We start from the raw sequence: 15,608 nt of genomic DNA, 5'->3' as shown, positions 1-15,608 counted from the left end.
CCCCGTCCCACGCCGGCGGCGTGGCCCCTGCCTCAGGCCGGGTCAGGCCGGTCGTCCACCAGGTGCGCGAACGCCGACAGGTTCGCCAGCGACTCGCCCCGCGACTCCCGCCAGGCCCATTCGCGGCGGATCGAGGTGACGAAGCCGAGCTCGAGCAGGGTGTTGAAGTCGCCGTCCGCGGCCTCGAGCACCTGGCCCAGGACCTTGTCGATCTCCTCGTCCACCACGGCCACGAGCGGCACCCGACCGACGAGGTGGATGTCGCCGGCGCGGTCGATCGTGTAGTGCACGCCGTAGAGCCGGGCGTTGCGCTGCAGGAGGAAGCGGTAGACCCCCTCGAGGTTCTCGTCCGGGTGCCGGCACACGAACGCCTCGACCAGCAGCGCGTGCGGCGTGAGCACCAGCCAGCAGTGCGTCGCGAGCTTCTTGGTGCCGGGCAGGGTGACGAACAGCCGCCCGGGCCCGCGCCGCAGGTAGGTCAGCTCGCGCTCGTCGAGCGCGGCGACCAGAACCCTCTCCAGCTCGGCGAGGTCCGGTGTCGATGGTCCGGCTCCCTTGTCGGCGTGCTCCCCTGACTGCTCCGCGTCCGGCGCACTCACACCGCCACCCCCGCCGCGCGGTCGCGGGCCAGGGAGCGCGACGCCTCGGCGTAGGTCGCGAGCAGCGCGTCGGCGGTGCGGTCCCACGAGAACATCGCGGCGTGCTCGACGGCGCCGGCCGCCAGGCGCTGGCGCTCGGCCTGGTCGAGCCCGACCCGGGAGAGGGCGTCCGCCCAGCGGTCCGGGTCGTGGTCGCCGACGAGCAGCCCGGAGCGGTCGTGGGCGACGGCGGTCGGCAGACCGCCCACGGCGGCCGCGGCCACCGGCGTCCCGCACGCCTGCGCCTCGAGCGCGACGAGCCCGAACGACTCGGAGTAGCTCGGGACGGCGACGACGTCGGCAGCCCGGTAGACCTGCGCGAGCTCGTCGCCGCCGCGCGGGGGCAGGAAGCGCACGACGTCGGCGATACCCAGCTCGCGGGCCAGCGACACGAGCGACTCCGGCTCGGCCAGCCCGGTGCCCGACGGCCCGCCGACGACGAGGACGGCCAGGCGCGCGCGCAGCTCGGGGCGGCGGGCGATCATCGTTGCGGCCGCGCGCAACAGCACGTCGGGGGCCTTGAGCGGCTGGATGCGCCCGACGAACGCGAGGGTCACGGCGTCCGGGGCGATCCCCAGCGCGGCGCGGGCCTCGTCGCGGTCGCGGGCCGGGGTGAACGTGCGCAGGTCGACCCCGGGGGCGATGGTGCGGACCCGGTCGGGATCGGCGCCGTAGGCGCCGATGAGGTCGTCCGCCTCGGCCTGCGTGGAGGTGACCAGACGGTCCGCCTCGGCCACGACCTGCTCCTCGCCGACCACCCGCGACAGCGGCTCCGGGCGGTCGCCGTCGGCCAGCGAGGCGTTCTTGACCTTGGCGAGCGTGTGCGCGGTGTGCACCAGCGGGACGCCCCACCGATCGCGGACGAGCCACCCGACCTGCCCGGAGAGCCAGTAGTGACTGTGCACGACGTCGTACCAGCCGGGCTCGTGGCGGGCCTCGTCGCGCAGCACTCCGGCGGTGAACGCGCACAGCTGGCTGGGCAGGTCCTCCTTGCCGAGCCCGCCGTACGGGCCGGCGGTGACGTGACGGACCAGCACGCCGGGCGCGAGCTCGGCCACCGGCGGCAGGTCGGACGACGTCGCCCTGGTGAAGATCTCGACCTGGACGCCCCGCTGGGCCATGCGCCGCGCGGTCTCGACCACGTAGACGTTCATGCCGCCGGCGTCGCCGGTGCCGGGCTGCGCGAGGGGCGACGTGTGCAACGAGATGACCGCGACGCGCCGGGGACGTCCCGGTTGATGACGGAGGACCCGATTCTGGGAACGGGCTGTCGATGCCGTCGCCGTCGTCGCCGCCGGGGTCACCCCGCCAGCTTAGGTGCGCGGCCACCGTCCGGCCGCGTCGACGGTGATCCGGGACGTCCTAGGGTGCGGGGCGTGAGCGCGCCGAACCCCGGATCCGACCGCCCCCTCGTCGTCGTCACCGGAGCCAGCTCGGGCATCGGTGCGGCCTCCGCCCGCGCCCTCGCCGCCGACGGCTGGCACCCCGTGCTCGGCGCCCGGCGGGTGGACCGCCTGCAGGAGATCGCCGACGAGACCGGCGGCACCGCCCTGCCTCTCGACGTCACCGACGCCGACTCCGTCGCCGCCTTCGCGGCCGCGGTGCGCGACCTCGTCGCCGGCGGGCAGCTCCTGCGCGGCCTGGTCAACAACGCCGGCGGCGCCCAGGGCACCGAGAAGGTCATCGAGGCCGACGAGGACAAGTGGCGCTGGATGTGGGAGTCCAACGTCCTGGGCACCGTGCGTGTGACCAAGGCGCTGCTGCCGCTGCTCATCGAGTCGGGCGACGGGCACGTCGTCACCATCACCTCGATCGCCGGACTCGAGGTCTACGACGGCGGCTCGGGCTACACCGCCGCCAAGCACGCCGAGGGCGCGCTGCACCGGACCCTGCGGGGTGAGCTGCTCGGCGAGCCCGTCCGCGTCACCGAGATCGCCCCGGGCGCGGTGGAGACCGAGTTCGCGCTGGTGCGCTTCGACGGCGACGAGAGTCGGGCGGCGAAGGTGTACGAGGGCATCACCCCGCTCGTGGCCGACGACGTCGCCGAGGTCGTCGCGTTCGCGATGAGCAGGCCTTCGCACGTCAACCTCGACACCGTCGTCCTCAAGCCCCGCGACCAGGCCACGGGCATGCGGTTCCACCGCACGTGACCGATCAGAGCGCCGACATCCCCTGCCACTGGTCCCACGGGATCGTCCAGTCGTAGATGTCGCCGTCGCGCTCCGAGTAGTCGACCCCGGAGCCGGTGACCTCGACGGGATCGCCGTAGAGCGCCGAGTCGAAGAAGGTCCGCGCGTCGGCCGTCGACAGGTTGACACACCCGTGGGTCACGTTGCTGGACCCCTGCGACCCCACCGAGCCGGGGTTGGCGTGGATGAACTCGCCGTTGTTGCTGATGCGCACGGCCCAGCCCATGACGACGTCGTAGCCGAACTGCGGGCTGACCATCCGCTTGTTCTCGAACTTCTCGGTGACCACGTGGATGCCCGAGCGCGTGGTGCGATCCGGGTCGGAGTCGAGCCCGTAGCTGGCCGGCACGTCCATGACCTGCCGGCCGTCCCTCTCGACCACGAGGCGGAAGCTGTTCACGTCGGCCCGGACGATCTGGGCGCGCCCGATCCGGAACGACGTCGTGAGGTCCTCGCGGCCCCACGCGCCGCCGCCGAACGGGACACCGATCAGGTCGGCGCGCACGTCGACCTGCGTGCCGGCCTTCCAGTACTCCTGGGGCCGCCAGTGCACCCGCGAGCCGCCGTCCTGGTCGGGCAGCCAGGCCCACGACCCCTGCGTGGGCACCGACGTCCGCACCGACAGCGCCCGCTCGACCGCCGCCTTGTCCTGCACCGGCGCCGAGAACTGGATCGTGATCGGCGCGCCGACCCCGACCTCGCGGCCGTCGCCGATGTTCAGCGTGGCCCGCACGGTCTCGCCGGGCGCCACCGTGGCGAACGCGCCGGTGACGGGCGTGGAGCGCCCGTCCGGCGCGGTGGCGGTGCCGCCCCAAATGTAGGTGGCGCCGTAGGCCAGCGGGCCGGCGGGGGTCCAGCGCTTCCGGTCCGGCGAGAGGACGCCCGCGACCGGGCCGCCCGGCGAGGCCGTGAGCGTGACGTCGGCGAACGCGCCGTCGGTGGTGGCCGCGACCTCGGCCCGCGGGGCGACGTCGGCGGCGTTCCCGGTCGGCGTGACCGTGACCTGCAGGGGCGGGGGCGGCGGCGCGGACGACGTCCCCGGCGCCCCCGATCCGCAGGCCGTCAGCACCAGCAACAGCCCGCTCAGCACGGCGACGAGCGCCCGACCCATGGCTCCCCCGATCCCCCGACACGATCGGACCAATCCTCCCACCGGGAACCGACAGCGTCAGGACAGCGCCGACATCCCCCGCCGTTCCGGACCTATCGGCGGAGAGCTACAGGGCGCAGGCCACCAGAACGGGCTCGGGCTCGAGCACGATGCCGAACGCGACGGCCACGTGGTCGCGGACGTCGCGGGCGAGGGCGAGCAGGTCGTCGGTGGTGCCGCCGCCGCGGTGGGTCAGCGCGAGCGTGTGCTTCGTCGAGACGCGCACCGGGGCGTGCACCCCGGGGTGGCCGCGCGGGATGCCGGCGCGCTCGATGAGGGCGGCGGCGGAGAGCTTGACGCGCCCGTCGGGCTGCGGCCACGCCGTGACCGGGACCTGGCCCCGCTCCTCGGTCCGGGCCGCCACCCGCGCGGCGGTCGCGGTGTCGACCACCGGGTTCGTGAAGAACGACCCGACGCTGCGGGAGTCGGCGTCGGCGGGATCGAGGACCATGCCCTTGGCGCGCCGCAGGCCCAGCACGGCCTCCCGGGCGTCGGCGGCCGGCACCCGCGAGCCCGGCGCCACGTCGAGGACGCGGGCGAGCTCGGCGTAGCGGATCGGCGCCGAGAGCCCGTCGGTGGACAGGCGGAACCGCACGCCCAGCACGATCTCGCCGTCGACGTTGCGGGCGCCCTTGAGCCGGCTCGTGCGGTAGTCGAGGTCGAGGTCGGACGCCGCCACGGGACCGCGCCACCCGGTGCGCCGCGCGTAGAGGTCGACACCGACGAGCAGGTCGGCGACCTCCACGCCGTACGCACCGACGTTCTGCACCGGTGACGCGCCCGTCCGCCCGGGGATGCCCGAGAGGCACTCCAGCCCGCCGAGCCCCGCCGCGACGGTGTCGGCGACGAGCTCGTCCCAGTCGTGGCCCGCCTCGACGTGCAGCACGACCGTGTCGTCGGCGGCGCTGTCGCCGTCGACGACGTGGTGCCCGCGGTGGTCGAGCAGCAGCGCCGTCCCGGCGAAGCCGGCGTCGCCGACGACGAGGTTCGACCCGCCGCCGACCAGCAGCAACGGCGCGTCCGCCCCGTCCGCGGCACGGGCACGCTCGACGACCTCGTCCGCGGTCGTCGCCCGTACGAGCCGGCGGGCGGGACCGCCGAGACCGAGCGTCGTGTGCGGGGCGAGCAGCGTCGTCTCGAGGGTCGTCTCAGTGGTCGGGCCGGGTGTCACGACGTCCGACGGTAACCTCCCGCCCGTGCCACGCCGCATCACCCACCGCGCCACCTGGGACGCACCCGCCGAGGAGGTGTACGCGGAGCTGGTCGACGCCGACCATCTGCGCGAGCGCCTCGCCGAGCTCGGTGGCAACGACCCGGCGCTGCTCGAGCACGCCGTCGACGACGCGGGGGCGCGCCTGCGGCTGCGTCACTCGGTGCCGGTCGAGTTCCTGCCGTCGGTGGTCCGTCGGTTCACCGGGAACGACCTCGTGCTCGATCGCGTCGAGACCTGGACGCCGCGCGGCGGGGGTGACTACGACGGGACGTTCGAGGTCACCGTCCGCGGGCTGCCGGGGACGATGAGCGGCACCCAGCGCCTCAGCGACAACGGCGCCGGCTCGGTCACCGAGGTCGACGGGCAGGCGACGGTGAGCGTGCCGATGGTCGGCGGGAAGATCGAGGGCGTCGTCGTCGAACAGGTCGGCAACCTGCTCGACGCCGAGGACGCCTTCACCCGCCGGCGCCTGGCCCGGGGTCGGGCGTGATCCGTCGGGTCGTCATCACCCTGGCCTGCCCCGACCGCACCGGCATCGTCGCCGCCATCACCGGGCGGCTGGCCGCGCTCGGGGCGTCGATCACCGAGGCCGCGTACCACGCGGACACCGCCGCGGGCTGGTTCGTGACCCGCCAGGTCGTCGACGACGCCTCGGTCCCCGGCGGCGCCGACGTGCTGCGCGCCGTGGTCGGCCAGGTGGCCGCCGAGCTCGAGGTACCCGGCGGCGAGCCGGTCCGCTGGCGGGTCCGCGACACCAGCGAGTCCCCGCGCGTCGTGCTGCTCGTCAGCCGGGAGACGCACTGCCTGCACGACCTGCTCGGGCGGGTCTGGGGCGGCGAGCTCGACATGGACGTGCGCGCGGTCGTCGGCAACCACGATGTGCTGCGCCCGATCGCCGAGGCCCACGGCGTCCCGTTCCACCACGTGCCGTTCCCCGCGCGGGCCGACGACGACGAGCAGCGCACGGGCCGCGAGAAGGCGTTCGCGCAGGTCGCCGAGGTCGTCGACGAGCACGACCCGGCGGCGATCGTGCTGGCCCGGTTCATGCAGGTGCTGCCGCCCGCGCTGTGCGACCGCTGGGCGGGCCGCGCGATCAACATCCACCACAGCTTCCTGCCCTCGTTCGTCGGCGCGCGCCCGTACCACCAGGCGCACGCCCGCGGCGTCAAGCTCGTCGGGGCGACCTGCCACTACGTGACGCCCGACCTCGACGCCGGCCCGATCATCGAGCAGGACGTCAGCCGGGTCGATCACGCCGACACCCCGGAGGACATGGTCCGGCGGGGTCGCGACGTCGAGAAGCTGGTGCTGGCGCGCGGGCTGCGCGCCCACCTCGAGGACCGCGTCCAGGTGCACGCGGGCCGCACGGTGGTCTTCCGCTAGACCCGCTCGCCGAGGATCGCCCTCGTGGCCCTTGGGGCGTGGTGGTCACCGAACGCACGCTCGGTGTCGGCCCGGCCATGCCGCGGCGTGGAGGTCGTCGTTCCTGGGCTGAATGTCTCCTCAGCGACCCACGATCGGGCTACTGTGCGCACACAACTGGTTCGGCGCGAGTGCTCACGGGTGGCAGGGGGCGGCCTTGGCGGGCGACGACGACAGCCGGCGCGACGACCAGCACCCGGGAGCGGCGCCCGATCCCGACGCCACCACCGGGAACGCTTCGGAGACCGAGGCATCGGCCGGGACCGGGACGCCCGCTCCGGTGGAGCCCGCCGGATCGGCCGGGCGCCCCGAGCCGACGGCTGAGCCGATCGCGGACGGCGCGAGCGACGGCGCCACGACCGACACCTCGACACCGCCGAGCGGGATCCCGGCCTCGCCGGAGACCCTGGGTGGCACCGACGGCACCGACGGCACGCAGAAGTACGCCGTGCCGGCGCAGGCGCCGGGCCCCTGGCAGCCCGGAGCGGGCGGGGCGAGGCCGTACTCGCCGTGGGGCACCCCACCGGGAGCACCGAACACCGGTCCCGGAACGGGCGGGTTCGCCGCCCCGCCCGGTGCGGCCGCCGGCCCCACGTTCGGCACCCCGCAGGCCGCCGGGGGCGCCGGGCCGTGGGGCACGGCGCCGTTCGCCGGTCAGGGGCAGCCCGGCTACCCGCCGCCCGGGTACGGGTCACCACCCGGACAGCCCGGACAGCCCGGACAGCCCGGGCCGGGCGGCTACACGGGCCCGTTCGGTCCGCCGCCGGGCGCGCCGGGAGCCGGTACGGGCACCTCCGGCCCCCGCCGCACCGGCCTGGTCATCGGGATCGCCGCGGCGGTCGTCGTGCTCCTGATCGTGACCGCGGCCGCCCTCATCGCCGTCCGCCCGGCGTCGCCGTCGGCGACCCTCGAGGCGACGGTCGCCGACGTGCGCGGCTGGGAGGGCGCGACCTACGCCGGCCGGATCCCCGACGGCCACGGCATCCCGACGAACCTCGAGATGACCGTCGACCGGGCCGGCAACGCGGCCGGCACCCTCGTTCGCGACGGCGGCGGGCGCGCCGAGTTCGTCCTGGCCGGGAACGAGCAGGCGATCCGCGGCGACCGCGCCTGGTGGGAGCGCGCCACGCCGCGCCCGGAGCTCGCCGACCGGCTCTCCGGCCAGTGGCTCTCCGACGCCGTCACCGTGCTCCCGCGCGGGCTCACGTCGTGGGAACAGACGCCGGAGTCCCTCGCCAACCGCCTCGCCGCACCCGACGTCACCGAGCAGGACGAGGTGGTCGTGGCCGGGGAGGAGGCGCGCGTGCTCACGCCCGGCAGCGACGGCCGCACGGTCACCGTCGTCGACGGCGAGCCCCCGCGGCTCGTGGGCCTCGACCTCCCGGGGTTCGGCTCGGGTCGGCTCTCACCCGTCACCGTGAACCGGGCGGACCCGGCGGCCCTGGCGAACGTGCAGGACCTCTCCGGGCAGGCGCCGACGATGAAGAGCTACCTCCTGGCGCTCATCGAGCGCCCGCGGCTCGCGCTGACCGTCGAGGGCGGCGAGAGCACCTGCCGCACCCCGTCCTGCACGATCACGGTGCGCCTGGTCAACCAGGGGACCCTCGCGACCAGCGGCACGATCGTCGTCACGCTCAACGGTGCGGAGGTCGCCCGGCACCCGTTCACCTCCGAGCCCGGGTCGAACCTGACGTTCCCGACGACGGCGGCCAACCCGGTGTACGACCAGCCGGGCGCCTCGATCTCCGCGCTCTGGCGGGCACGCGTGGAGGGCGGCCGGTAGGGCTCGGCGGGCGCTCAACGACCCAGGTTCTCCAGGACCTCGGCCGCGGGCAGCTCCGCCAGCACGGCGCCGGGCACGAGCAGCTTGCTCTCGCGCAGTCCGCTGCCCACCACGACGGCGGGCGTCGCGGCCACTGCGGCGTCGACGAGCACCGGCCATCCCGGCGGCACACCGAACGGGGTGATCCCGCCGTAGGCCATGCCCGTGAGCTCGACCGCCTCGTCCGTCGGCGCGAACGACGCCTTGCGGACGTCGAGGCGCTTGCGCACGACGGTGTTGACGTCGGCGCGGGTGGTCGCGAGCACCACGCACGCGGCGAACCGGCGCTCGCCCGAACGCGATCCGGCCACGACGACGCAGTTGGCCGAGGCCTCGAGCGGCGAGCCGTAGGCCTCGCAGAACGCGGCGGTGTCGGCGAGCCCCGGGTCGATGGCGGCGACCAGGCAGTCGGCGGCGAGGTCGCCGGGCAGCGCGTGCAGGGCGCCGGCGACGGGCTCGGCGACGAGGTCGAGCCGGTCGAGAGCGGGCTCGGGCTCCAGTGACCCGGCGACCGCCCGGGCCGCGTCGGCCGCGGCCGTCACCAGCGCGGGCCCTGCTGGATCTCGACGACGCGTGGCCGCACGTCGACGATGTAGATCAGCACCGCGATGATGCCGATGAGCCACAGGAAGCTGTACGGGCCGCTCGTGGAGATCGCGAGGATCGCGAGACCGACACCGGTGATCGCGCACCAGACCGGCTTGGTCAGCTTGTCGGCGGCGGTGAAGGCGTCGGAGCGCTGCATCAGGGCGTGCACGAACGCATAGAGGCCCACGGGAATCCCCAGCAGCCACAGCACCAGCAGCACGTAGCCGTCGAGGTTGTAGAGGACCGACACGCCACCACGATACGTGTCCTCCTCGGCGGGGCGACAGGCGCGCGGTCAACCCCGAACGCACCACGGCCCCGGGACGGCGGAGCGTCCCGGGGCCGTTCGGACCAGCGGGGGTCCGCTGGGGTCAGCGCAGCGTCATGGCCGCGTGACCGGTGTTCAGCTCTTCGGGGCCTTCTTCTCGGCCGCCGCCGTGGTGGCCGCCGACTTCGGCGCGTTCTTCGGGCCCTGCTTCTTCGGGGCCGTGCGCGCCGCGGCCTTGCGGGTCGTGCTCCGGGTCTCGGAGGCGACCTCGTCACCGGCCTCCTTGATGTCCTCCGACAGCTCGGACCCGGCCTCGGCCACGGCCTCGGCGGCCTCGGCGCTGAAGCGCTGCGTCGCGCGGGCGGCACGCTCACCGACCGAGCGGGTCTGCTTGGTGACCTCGGCGAGAGCGCTCTCGCCGCGGACCCGGACGCCCTCGACGGTGTCCTCGAGACGACCCTCGATCTCGGTCGAGACCTGGTCGACGGTGTCCAGCGCCTGCTTGACCTGCGGCTGGCTCTTGATGTCCTGGTAGCTCTTCTCGCCGCGCTTGACGAGGTCGGCGTAGACGCTGCGGACGGCGGCGAGGTAGCTGTCCACCAGGCGGCGGAAGTCCTCGGTCGTCAGCTTGGAGCGCAGCTCCTGCAGCTCGGCCGGCAGGTCCTCGACGCGGGCCTGCACCTCGGTGGCGCCGGCCTGCACGCGGGTGACGGCGTCACGGCCGGCCGCGACGGCCACGTCGCCAAGGCCGAGCACCGCGAGCGCGGGCTGGCGCAGCGGGTCGATGGCCTCCGAGACGACCTTGTTGGCCTGGTCGCGGGCCTCACGGACGTCGAACTTGGTCGGGAAGGTGACAGCCATGTTCGTCTCACTCCTGGTCGGTGCTCAAGCGGTAGGTGTGCGGTAGGTGTGCGTCTCGAACGTCAGGACGACCGGCGGACCGGGGCGGTCCCGCCGACGGCCACAGCGGCGTCGACCACCGCCTCGACCGTGTTCTCGGTGTCCTCGGCCCCGGTTGCGGCGCTGCTCGCGGGTTCGGCGACGTTGCCGCGGCGGAAGGACTCGTAGATGTCGGCGAGCACCTGCTTCTGGCGCTCCGACAGATCCGGGTCGGCGGCCACGGCGTCCAGCACCGGCGACGACTCCCTCGGCTCGAGAATCCCGGCGCGGACGTACAGCGCCTCGGCGGAGATCCGCAGGCCGGTCGCGATCTGGGCCAGGATCTCGGCGGACGGCTTGCGCAGCCCACGCTCGATCTGGCTCAGGTAGGGATTGCTGATCCCCGCGACCTTGGCGAGCTGACGGAGGGAGACCTCCGCGCCCTCGCGCTGCCGGCGGATGTAGGCCCCGATGTCCTCGACGGCCTGGCCGATCTTCTCGACCCCGTCCGTCCCCGGCACCGGAAACCACCTCCTCCGAACTCGCTGACACCCACGCTAACACGAGTGCTAGCTGCTGCAAGCACCCTGCTTGCGCTGGTCACGTGGGCTGTCGCACACACGAACGGGGCACAGGGATAGGCTTCGGGACGATGGCGGTGGGGCCCGCCGACAACCGCGCGCCGGTGCGCCAACGGTCCCTGGAACCCGCAGTACGCGTGTGCCCAGGGAGGACGAATGACCGATCCCGACGCCGAGGACGTGATCGCCGGCCGCCCGCCCGGCGCCGCGGTGCTGCGCGGACAGGGCCCGGCGGTCGCCGTGGTCGCCCTCGGCGGCATCCTCGGCTCGCTCGCCCGCTGGGCCGTGGGACTGCTCGTCCCGGTCGCGCCCGGCAGCTTCCCGTGGGGCACGTTCGGCATCAACGTGCTCGGCAGCCTGCTGATGGGCGTGCTGGTCGTCGTGGTCACCGAGGTCCGCGCGGCCCACCCGCTCGTACGCCCGTTCCTCGGCACCGGCGTCCTCGGCGGCTTCACGACGTTCTCGACGTTCGCCGTCGACGCCGAGACGCTCCTGGACGGCGGGCACCGGGCGACGGCGCTGGCCTATCTCGGCGCCACGATCGTCGGCGCGGTGGGGGCGTGCACGCTCGCCATGGCCGTGTCCCGGCGGGTCGCCGGCATCGGGGGTGCGCGATGACCGTCCTGCTCGTCGCCCTCGGCGCCGCGATCGGCGCGCCCACCCGCTACCTCACGGACCGCTGGCTGCAGTCCACCCACGGCACCGGCTTCCCCTGGGGCACCTTTCTCGTGAACGTCGTCGCCTCGTTCGTGCTGGGCCTCGTGGTCGGCGGCCCGGCCCCGCACGTCGCGGTCGCCGCGATCGGTGTCGGTTTCTGCGGGAGCCTCTCGACCTGGTCGACGCTGGCCTACGAGACCGTCCGCCTGGCCGAGGAGCGCGCCCGCACGACGAGCGTCATGAACGTCGTCGCCTCGACGCTCGCGGGTCTCGGCGGCGCGGGCCTCGGCCTGACCCTGGGCGCGACGCTCTGGGGCTAGCTACACCAGCAGCTCGCCCACCGAGTAGATGATCAGGCCCGCCAGGGCGCCCACGAGCGTGCCGTTGATGCGGATGAACTGGAGGTCGCGGCCGACCTGCAGCTCGACCTTCCGCGACGTCTCCGGGCCGTCCCAGCGCGCGACGGTGTCGGAGATCAGCGTGGAGATCTCGCTGGAGTAGCGGCCCACGACGTACGACGCGGCCTCGACGATCCAGCCGTCGATCTTGTCGCGGAGGTCCTCGTCGCTGTCGAGGCGCTGTCCGAAGCGGGCGATGCCGTCGGTGACCCGCAGGCGCAGCTGCGACGACGGGTCCTCGGCGGCGTCGAGGAGCATCGCCTTGCCGGTGGCCCACGCCCGCGAGATCAGCGCCTGGACGTCGGGGTGCTCGAGCAGCTGCTGCTTGATCGCCTCGACACGCTCGCCGGTCTCGGGGTCGTCCTGCAGGTCGCCGGCGAAGGAGACGAGGAAGCGGTCGATGGCCTTGCGCAGCGGGTGCTCCTGATCGGACTTCACCGCCCACGCGAACGACAGCGCCTCCGCGTAGAGGCGGTCGGCGATGATCCCGTCGACGAACCGCGGCGACCAGCTCGGCGCCTGCTTGCTGACCAGCGCCATCACGGTCTCGTGGTTGTTGCGCACCCAGTCGTAGGCGCGGTCGCAGACGAGGTCGACGAGCCGGCGGTGCGAGCCGTCGGACAGCACGCCCTCGAGCAGCCGGCCCAGCGGCGGCCCCCAGGGCTGGGCGACCACCCGGCGCGTCACGGCCTGGTCGACGACGGCCTGGATCTCGTCGTCCCGCAGCACGGTGACCGCGCCGCGCACCACCGTGGCGAGCTCGGCGGTGACGCGCTCGGCGTTGCCGGGCGTCGAGAGCCAACCGCCGAGGCGCGCGGAGATCCGCGCGGCGCGCAGCTTCTCCCCGACCACCGTCGGCGCGAGGAAGTTCCCGCCGACGAAGTCGGACAGGCTCGCCCCGAGCTGGTCCTTCTTGCGCGGGATGAGCGCCGTGTGCGGGATCTTGATGCCGAGCGGGTGGCGGAACAGGGCCGTGACCGCGAACCAGTCGGCGAGCCCACCGACCATCCCGGCCTCGGCGGCGGCACGCACGTAGCCCGTGAAGGCCGGCCCCCCGTTGTTCTCCCACAGCAGGAAGACGACCCACACGACCGCGGCGCCGAGCAGGAAACCCAACGCCACCGCCTTCATACGGCGCAGGCGGGCGCGCTTCTCGGGGTCGTCGACGAAGCCCGTGGGCGTGAACGCGCCGCCCGACGAGGGCCGCGACGACGGTGACGGTCCCGGGGGCGGTGGGGCATCCTCGTCGGCACGCGCGGCGGGCACCGGCCGGACGAGGGGGTCCGTCGGTGGGTCCAGCCCCGGATCGAGGTCCGACGCACTCCGACCGGCACCGCGGTCCGGTCCCTGGGCGGTCTGCACGTCCTCCAGTGTCCCACCGGCGGCGTGTGGCGCAGGGGCGCGCGCGGCGCCGCCGGCCCCGCCACCGAGGACCGATGAGACGTGAGTCACGCCGGATTCGTCCCTCGCTTCGGTGAACCGAGCCACCGTCCGGCGCGAATCGCGAGCAGGACGGCGAGAGTGCGTATCGCCCGGGCGACTTCGCTCGTTGGACTGATGCCGTTGTCGCCGCCGTTCGCGCCGGAGTCGCCGCACGGTCGTCTCGGTCGTCGGTCGCCCCGGGGTGACGTGGCCGTCAACCGACCCCCGAGCCGTCCCGCTGGGGACGACCCGGTCCCCCCTGCGACCGACCGCGCCCGGCCGCAGGGGGTCTCGCGTCCCCCGGTCGCCGTGCTGCCCCACGGTGACCGGGGGGCGCCCCTTCGGCCGTGATCTCGGACGTGATCTCGGACGTGATCTCGGACGGTCGTCCGATTCGTAGCCGACACCCACGGAGCGGGGCGCCTACAGCGCCAGCGTCGGGCGGTACCGCCTCAGCCACGAGTCGATCTGCAGCACCGACTCCATCCTCGCCCGGTCGGTGTCGATGCTCGGGCCGTCCTGCGGGGCGTCGATCACCGAGCGCAGGGCGTCGACGTCGACGAGCTCGCGCACGGGGGCGTCGCGGTCGGACACCACGTCCGCGATCGCGGCCCGCAGCGCCTTCTCGTAGCCCGGGTCCTGCGTCGACGGGTACGGGCTCTTGACCCGGTCGGCGATCGACGCCGGCAGCAGGTCGCGGGTCGCCGCGCGCAGCAGGCTCTTCTCCCGGCCGTCGAAGGTCTTGAGGGCCCACGGGGTGTTGAAGACGTACTGGACGAGCCGGTGGTCGCAGAACGGCACGCGCACCTCGAGCCCGCTGGCCATGCTCATCCGGTCCTTGCGATCGAGCAGGATCTGGACGAAGCGCGTCAGGTGCAGGTAGCAGACCTCGCGCATCCGGCGCTCCCGCGCGCTCACGCCGTCCGCGGTGGTCGAGCTCCGCGTCGCTGCGTCGGAGTCGACGTGCGGCACCTCCGCCAGCGCGTCCCGGTACGAGGCGTCGACGTAGTCGGCCAGGTGGAGCTCGTCGCGCAGTCCGGGCGCGAAGTACGAGGTCGAGTGGTCGAGCGGCCCCATCCGCCTGGCTGCCATCCACGGGAACGTGTCGGCGTTCACGGCGTCGGCGTCGTGGAACCAGCGGTAGCCGCCGAACACCTCGTCGGCCGACTCCCCGGACAGCGCCACGGTGGAGCGCCCGCGGATCGCCTTGAACAGCAGGTAGAGCGAGGTGTCCATGTCGCCGATCGACACGGGCACGTCCCGTGCGGCGAGCACGGCGGCGCGGGCGTCGGGGTCCATGAGGTCGTCGTTCGACAGCGTGATCGCGGAGTGGTCGGCGGCGACGTGCTCGGCGAGCTCGCGGACGTAGGGCCCGTCGGGCGTGTCGCGCATGGGGTCCGCGGCGAAGGAGTCCTCGTAGCCGACGAAGTCCACCGAGAACGACCGCACCGGGCCGGCGTCCCGCGCGCGCAGCTTCTGCGCCGCGAGCGCGGTGATCGCCGAGGAGTCGAGGCCGCCGGAGAGCAGCGCGCACAGCGGCACGTCGGCGACGAGCTGGCGGTCGACGATGTCGTCGAGCAGCTCGCGGACGTGCGCGACGGTCGTCTCCTGGTCGTCGGTGTGCTCGAGCGCCTCGAGCTGCCAGTACCGGTGGACGTCGACGCCCTCGCGGCGCACGCGCACCCACGAGCCCGGACGCACCTCGAACATGCCCCGGTAGATCCCGTGCTCGGGCGTCTTGACGTGCGCCAGGAGCTCGCGCATTCCGTCGATGTCCAGCACGGCCTCGCTGCGCGGGTGGGCGAGGATCGCCTTGGGCTCGGAGCCGAACAGCGCCCCGTGCGGCGTCGGGTAGTAGTACAGCGGCTTGACGCCCATGCGGTCGCGCACGAGGAAGAGCTCCTCGCGCCGGGTGTCCCACATCGCGAAGGCGAACATGCCGTTGAGGCGTTCGACCACCGCGGAGCCCCACTCGAGCCAGCCGACCAGCACGACCTCGGTGTCCGACGCGGTACGGAACGTGTGCCCGCGGTCCTCGAGCTCGCGCCGCAGCTCGCGGAAGTTGTAGACCTCGCCGGAGAACACCAGCGTCAGCAGCGTCTCGCCACCGTGCTCGACGGTCATCGGCTGGTGCCCGCCGGGCACGTCGACGACGGCGAGCCGGCGATGACCCATGGCGGCCGGGCCGTGGTCGCCCTCGGAGAGCCACAACCCCGCGTCGTCCGGGCCGCGACAGCTCATCGTCTCGACCATCGGCTCGACCTCGGCGCGGTCCACCCCACGCGCCAGATCCACCGCTCCCGCGATGCCACACATGGCCACGACCTCCTCGTCGACGGTGACGGAGGAGGACTGCCCAGATACTTAGCTTGCGTAACTAA

Annotated in this window: 16 protein-coding genes; 6 read left to right on the top strand and 10 right to left on the bottom strand. The window is 74.0% G+C overall.

Annotation, left to right across the window (positions count from 1 at the left end; all coding sequences use genetic code 11):
• Positions 1-32 precede the first annotated feature (32 nt).
• Together AC2A1K_RS13750 and mshA are read right to left on the bottom strand one after the other, a co-directional pair.
• Positions 33-521 carry a type III secretion system chaperone family protein gene (locus AC2A1K_RS13750; RefSeq protein ID WP_483896901.1) on the bottom strand — a complete coding sequence of 163 codons (489 nt, stop codon included), beginning with the start codon at positions 519-521 and terminating at the stop codon, positions 33-35.
• Between the two features lie 74 nt (positions 522-595).
• Entirely contained in the window at positions 596-1,846 is a 1,251-nt protein-coding gene (gene mshA / locus AC2A1K_RS13745; RefSeq protein ID WP_483896900.1) for a D-inositol-3-phosphate glycosyltransferase, read from the bottom strand.
• 168 nt (positions 1,847-2,014) lie between these two features.
• Between mshA and AC2A1K_RS13740 the strand changes: the two genes are divergently transcribed.
• The gene (locus AC2A1K_RS13740; protein WP_483896862.1) at positions 2,015-2,788 is read left to right on the top strand and encodes an SDR family NAD(P)-dependent oxidoreductase; all 774 of its coding nucleotides are present in this window, start codon (positions 2,015-2,017) and stop codon (positions 2,786-2,788) included.
• 4 nt (positions 2,789-2,792) lie between these two features.
• On the opposite strand, the gene AC2A1K_RS13735 is transcribed toward AC2A1K_RS13740, so the two are convergent.
• Together AC2A1K_RS13735 and AC2A1K_RS13730 are read right to left on the bottom strand one after the other, a co-directional pair.
• A complete protein-coding gene (locus AC2A1K_RS13735) occupies positions 2,793-3,938 on the bottom strand; it encodes a L,D-transpeptidase (RefSeq protein ID WP_483896861.1) in 1,146 nt (381 codons plus the stop codon).
• 106 nt (positions 3,939-4,044) lie between these two features.
• Positions 4,045-5,148 (bottom strand): UDP-N-acetylmuramate dehydrogenase, encoded by a 1,104-nt coding sequence (locus AC2A1K_RS13730; protein ID WP_483896860.1) that lies wholly within the window; start codon positions 5,146-5,148, stop codon positions 4,045-4,047.
• 25 nt (positions 5,149-5,173) lie between these two features.
• Here AC2A1K_RS13730 and AC2A1K_RS13725 point away from each other — a divergent pair, with 25 nt between their 5' ends.
• From AC2A1K_RS13725 to AC2A1K_RS13715, 3 genes are all read left to right on the top strand, one after another.
• The gene (locus AC2A1K_RS13725) at positions 5,174-5,680 is read left to right on the top strand and encodes a DUF2505 domain-containing protein (protein ID WP_483896859.1); all 507 of its coding nucleotides are present in this window, start codon (positions 5,174-5,176) and stop codon (positions 5,678-5,680) included.
• Positions 5,677-6,573, top strand: coding sequence for a formyltetrahydrofolate deformylase (gene purU / locus AC2A1K_RS13720; protein ID WP_483896858.1), 897 nt, complete (start codon positions 5,677-5,679; stop codon positions 6,571-6,573). Before AC2A1K_RS13725 ends, purU begins: the two co-directional genes overlap by 4 nt.
• Before the next feature lie 196 nt (positions 6,574-6,769).
• Positions 6,770-8,395 carry a hypothetical protein gene (locus AC2A1K_RS13715; protein WP_483896857.1) on the top strand — a complete coding sequence of 542 codons (1,626 nt, stop codon included), beginning with the start codon at positions 6,770-6,772 and terminating at the stop codon, positions 8,393-8,395.
• 14 nt (positions 8,396-8,409) lie between these two features.
• Here the strand turns inward: AC2A1K_RS13715 and AC2A1K_RS13710 are convergent, their stop codons facing one another.
• From AC2A1K_RS13710 to AC2A1K_RS13695, 4 genes are all read right to left on the bottom strand, one after another.
• Complete coding sequence (locus tag AC2A1K_RS13710) at positions 8,410-8,976, bottom strand: YbaK/EbsC family protein (RefSeq protein ID WP_483896856.1); 567 nt, start codon at positions 8,974-8,976, stop codon at positions 8,410-8,412.
• A complete protein-coding gene (locus AC2A1K_RS13705) occupies positions 8,973-9,272 on the bottom strand; it encodes a DUF2516 family protein (RefSeq protein ID WP_337704444.1) in 300 nt (99 codons plus the stop codon). Before AC2A1K_RS13705 ends, AC2A1K_RS13710 begins: the two co-directional genes overlap by 4 nt.
• A gap of 153 nt (positions 9,273-9,425) precedes the next feature.
• Positions 9,426-10,151, bottom strand: coding sequence for a hypothetical protein (locus AC2A1K_RS13700; RefSeq protein WP_483896855.1), 726 nt, complete (start codon positions 10,149-10,151; stop codon positions 9,426-9,428).
• A 62-nt stretch (positions 10,152-10,213) separates the two neighbouring features.
• Complete coding sequence (locus AC2A1K_RS13695) at positions 10,214-10,690, bottom strand: helix-turn-helix domain-containing protein (RefSeq protein ID WP_483896854.1); 477 nt, start codon at positions 10,688-10,690, stop codon at positions 10,214-10,216.
• A gap of 216 nt (positions 10,691-10,906) precedes the next feature.
• Here AC2A1K_RS13695 and crcB point away from each other — a divergent pair, with 216 nt between their 5' ends.
• A complete protein-coding gene (gene crcB / locus AC2A1K_RS13690; RefSeq protein WP_483896853.1) occupies positions 10,907-11,368 on the top strand; it encodes a fluoride efflux transporter CrcB in 462 nt (153 codons plus the stop codon).
• The gene (locus AC2A1K_RS13685; protein ID WP_483896852.1) at positions 11,365-11,727 is read left to right on the top strand and encodes a fluoride efflux transporter FluC; all 363 of its coding nucleotides are present in this window, start codon (positions 11,365-11,367) and stop codon (positions 11,725-11,727) included. The genes crcB and AC2A1K_RS13685 overlap by 4 nt, the downstream gene beginning before the upstream one ends.
• Here AC2A1K_RS13685 and AC2A1K_RS13680 read toward each other — a convergent pair whose 3' ends face one another.
• Both AC2A1K_RS13680 and asnB read right to left on the bottom strand, forming a co-directional pair.
• Entirely contained in the window at positions 11,728-12,936 is a 1,209-nt protein-coding gene (locus AC2A1K_RS13680; protein ID WP_483896899.1) for a DUF445 domain-containing protein, read from the bottom strand. It abuts the gene before it with no gap.
• A 714-nt stretch (positions 12,937-13,650) separates the two neighbouring features.
• On the bottom strand, positions 13,651-15,543 hold the full coding sequence (asnB, locus tag AC2A1K_RS13675) for an asparagine synthase (glutamine-hydrolyzing) (protein WP_483896851.1): 1,893 nt from the start codon (positions 15,541-15,543) through the stop codon (positions 13,651-13,653).
• Positions 15,544-15,608: the final 65 nt, after the last annotated feature.

The organism is Actinomycetospora sp. 2LY8.5, assembly GCF_057180585.1.
The sequence above is the reverse complement of the archived record's forward strand: the minus strand, read 5'-3'. Positions and strand labels throughout refer to the sequence as shown.

Coding starts and splice junctions, on each gene's coding strand:
- AC2A1K_RS13735 (WP_483896861.1), bottom strand. CDS start 3,938: ATGGGTCGGGCGCTCGTCGCCGTGCTGAGCGGGCTGTTGCTGGTGCTG.
- AC2A1K_RS13700 (WP_483896855.1), bottom strand. CDS start 10,151: ATGGCTGTCACCTTCCCGACCAAGTTCGACGTCCGTGAGGCCCGCGAC.
- crcB (WP_483896853.1), top strand. CDS start 10,907: ATGACCGATCCCGACGCCGAGGACGTGATCGCCGGCCGCCCGCCCGGC.
- AC2A1K_RS13685 (WP_483896852.1), top strand. CDS start 11,365: ATGACCGTCCTGCTCGTCGCCCTCGGCGCCGCGATCGGCGCGCCCACC.
- AC2A1K_RS13680 (WP_483896899.1), bottom strand. CDS start 12,936: ATGAAGGCGGTGGCGTTGGGTTTCCTGCTCGGCGCCGCGGTCGTGTGG.
- asnB (WP_483896851.1), bottom strand. CDS start 15,543: ATGTGTGGCATCGCGGGAGCGGTGGATCTGGCGCGTGGGGTGGACCGC.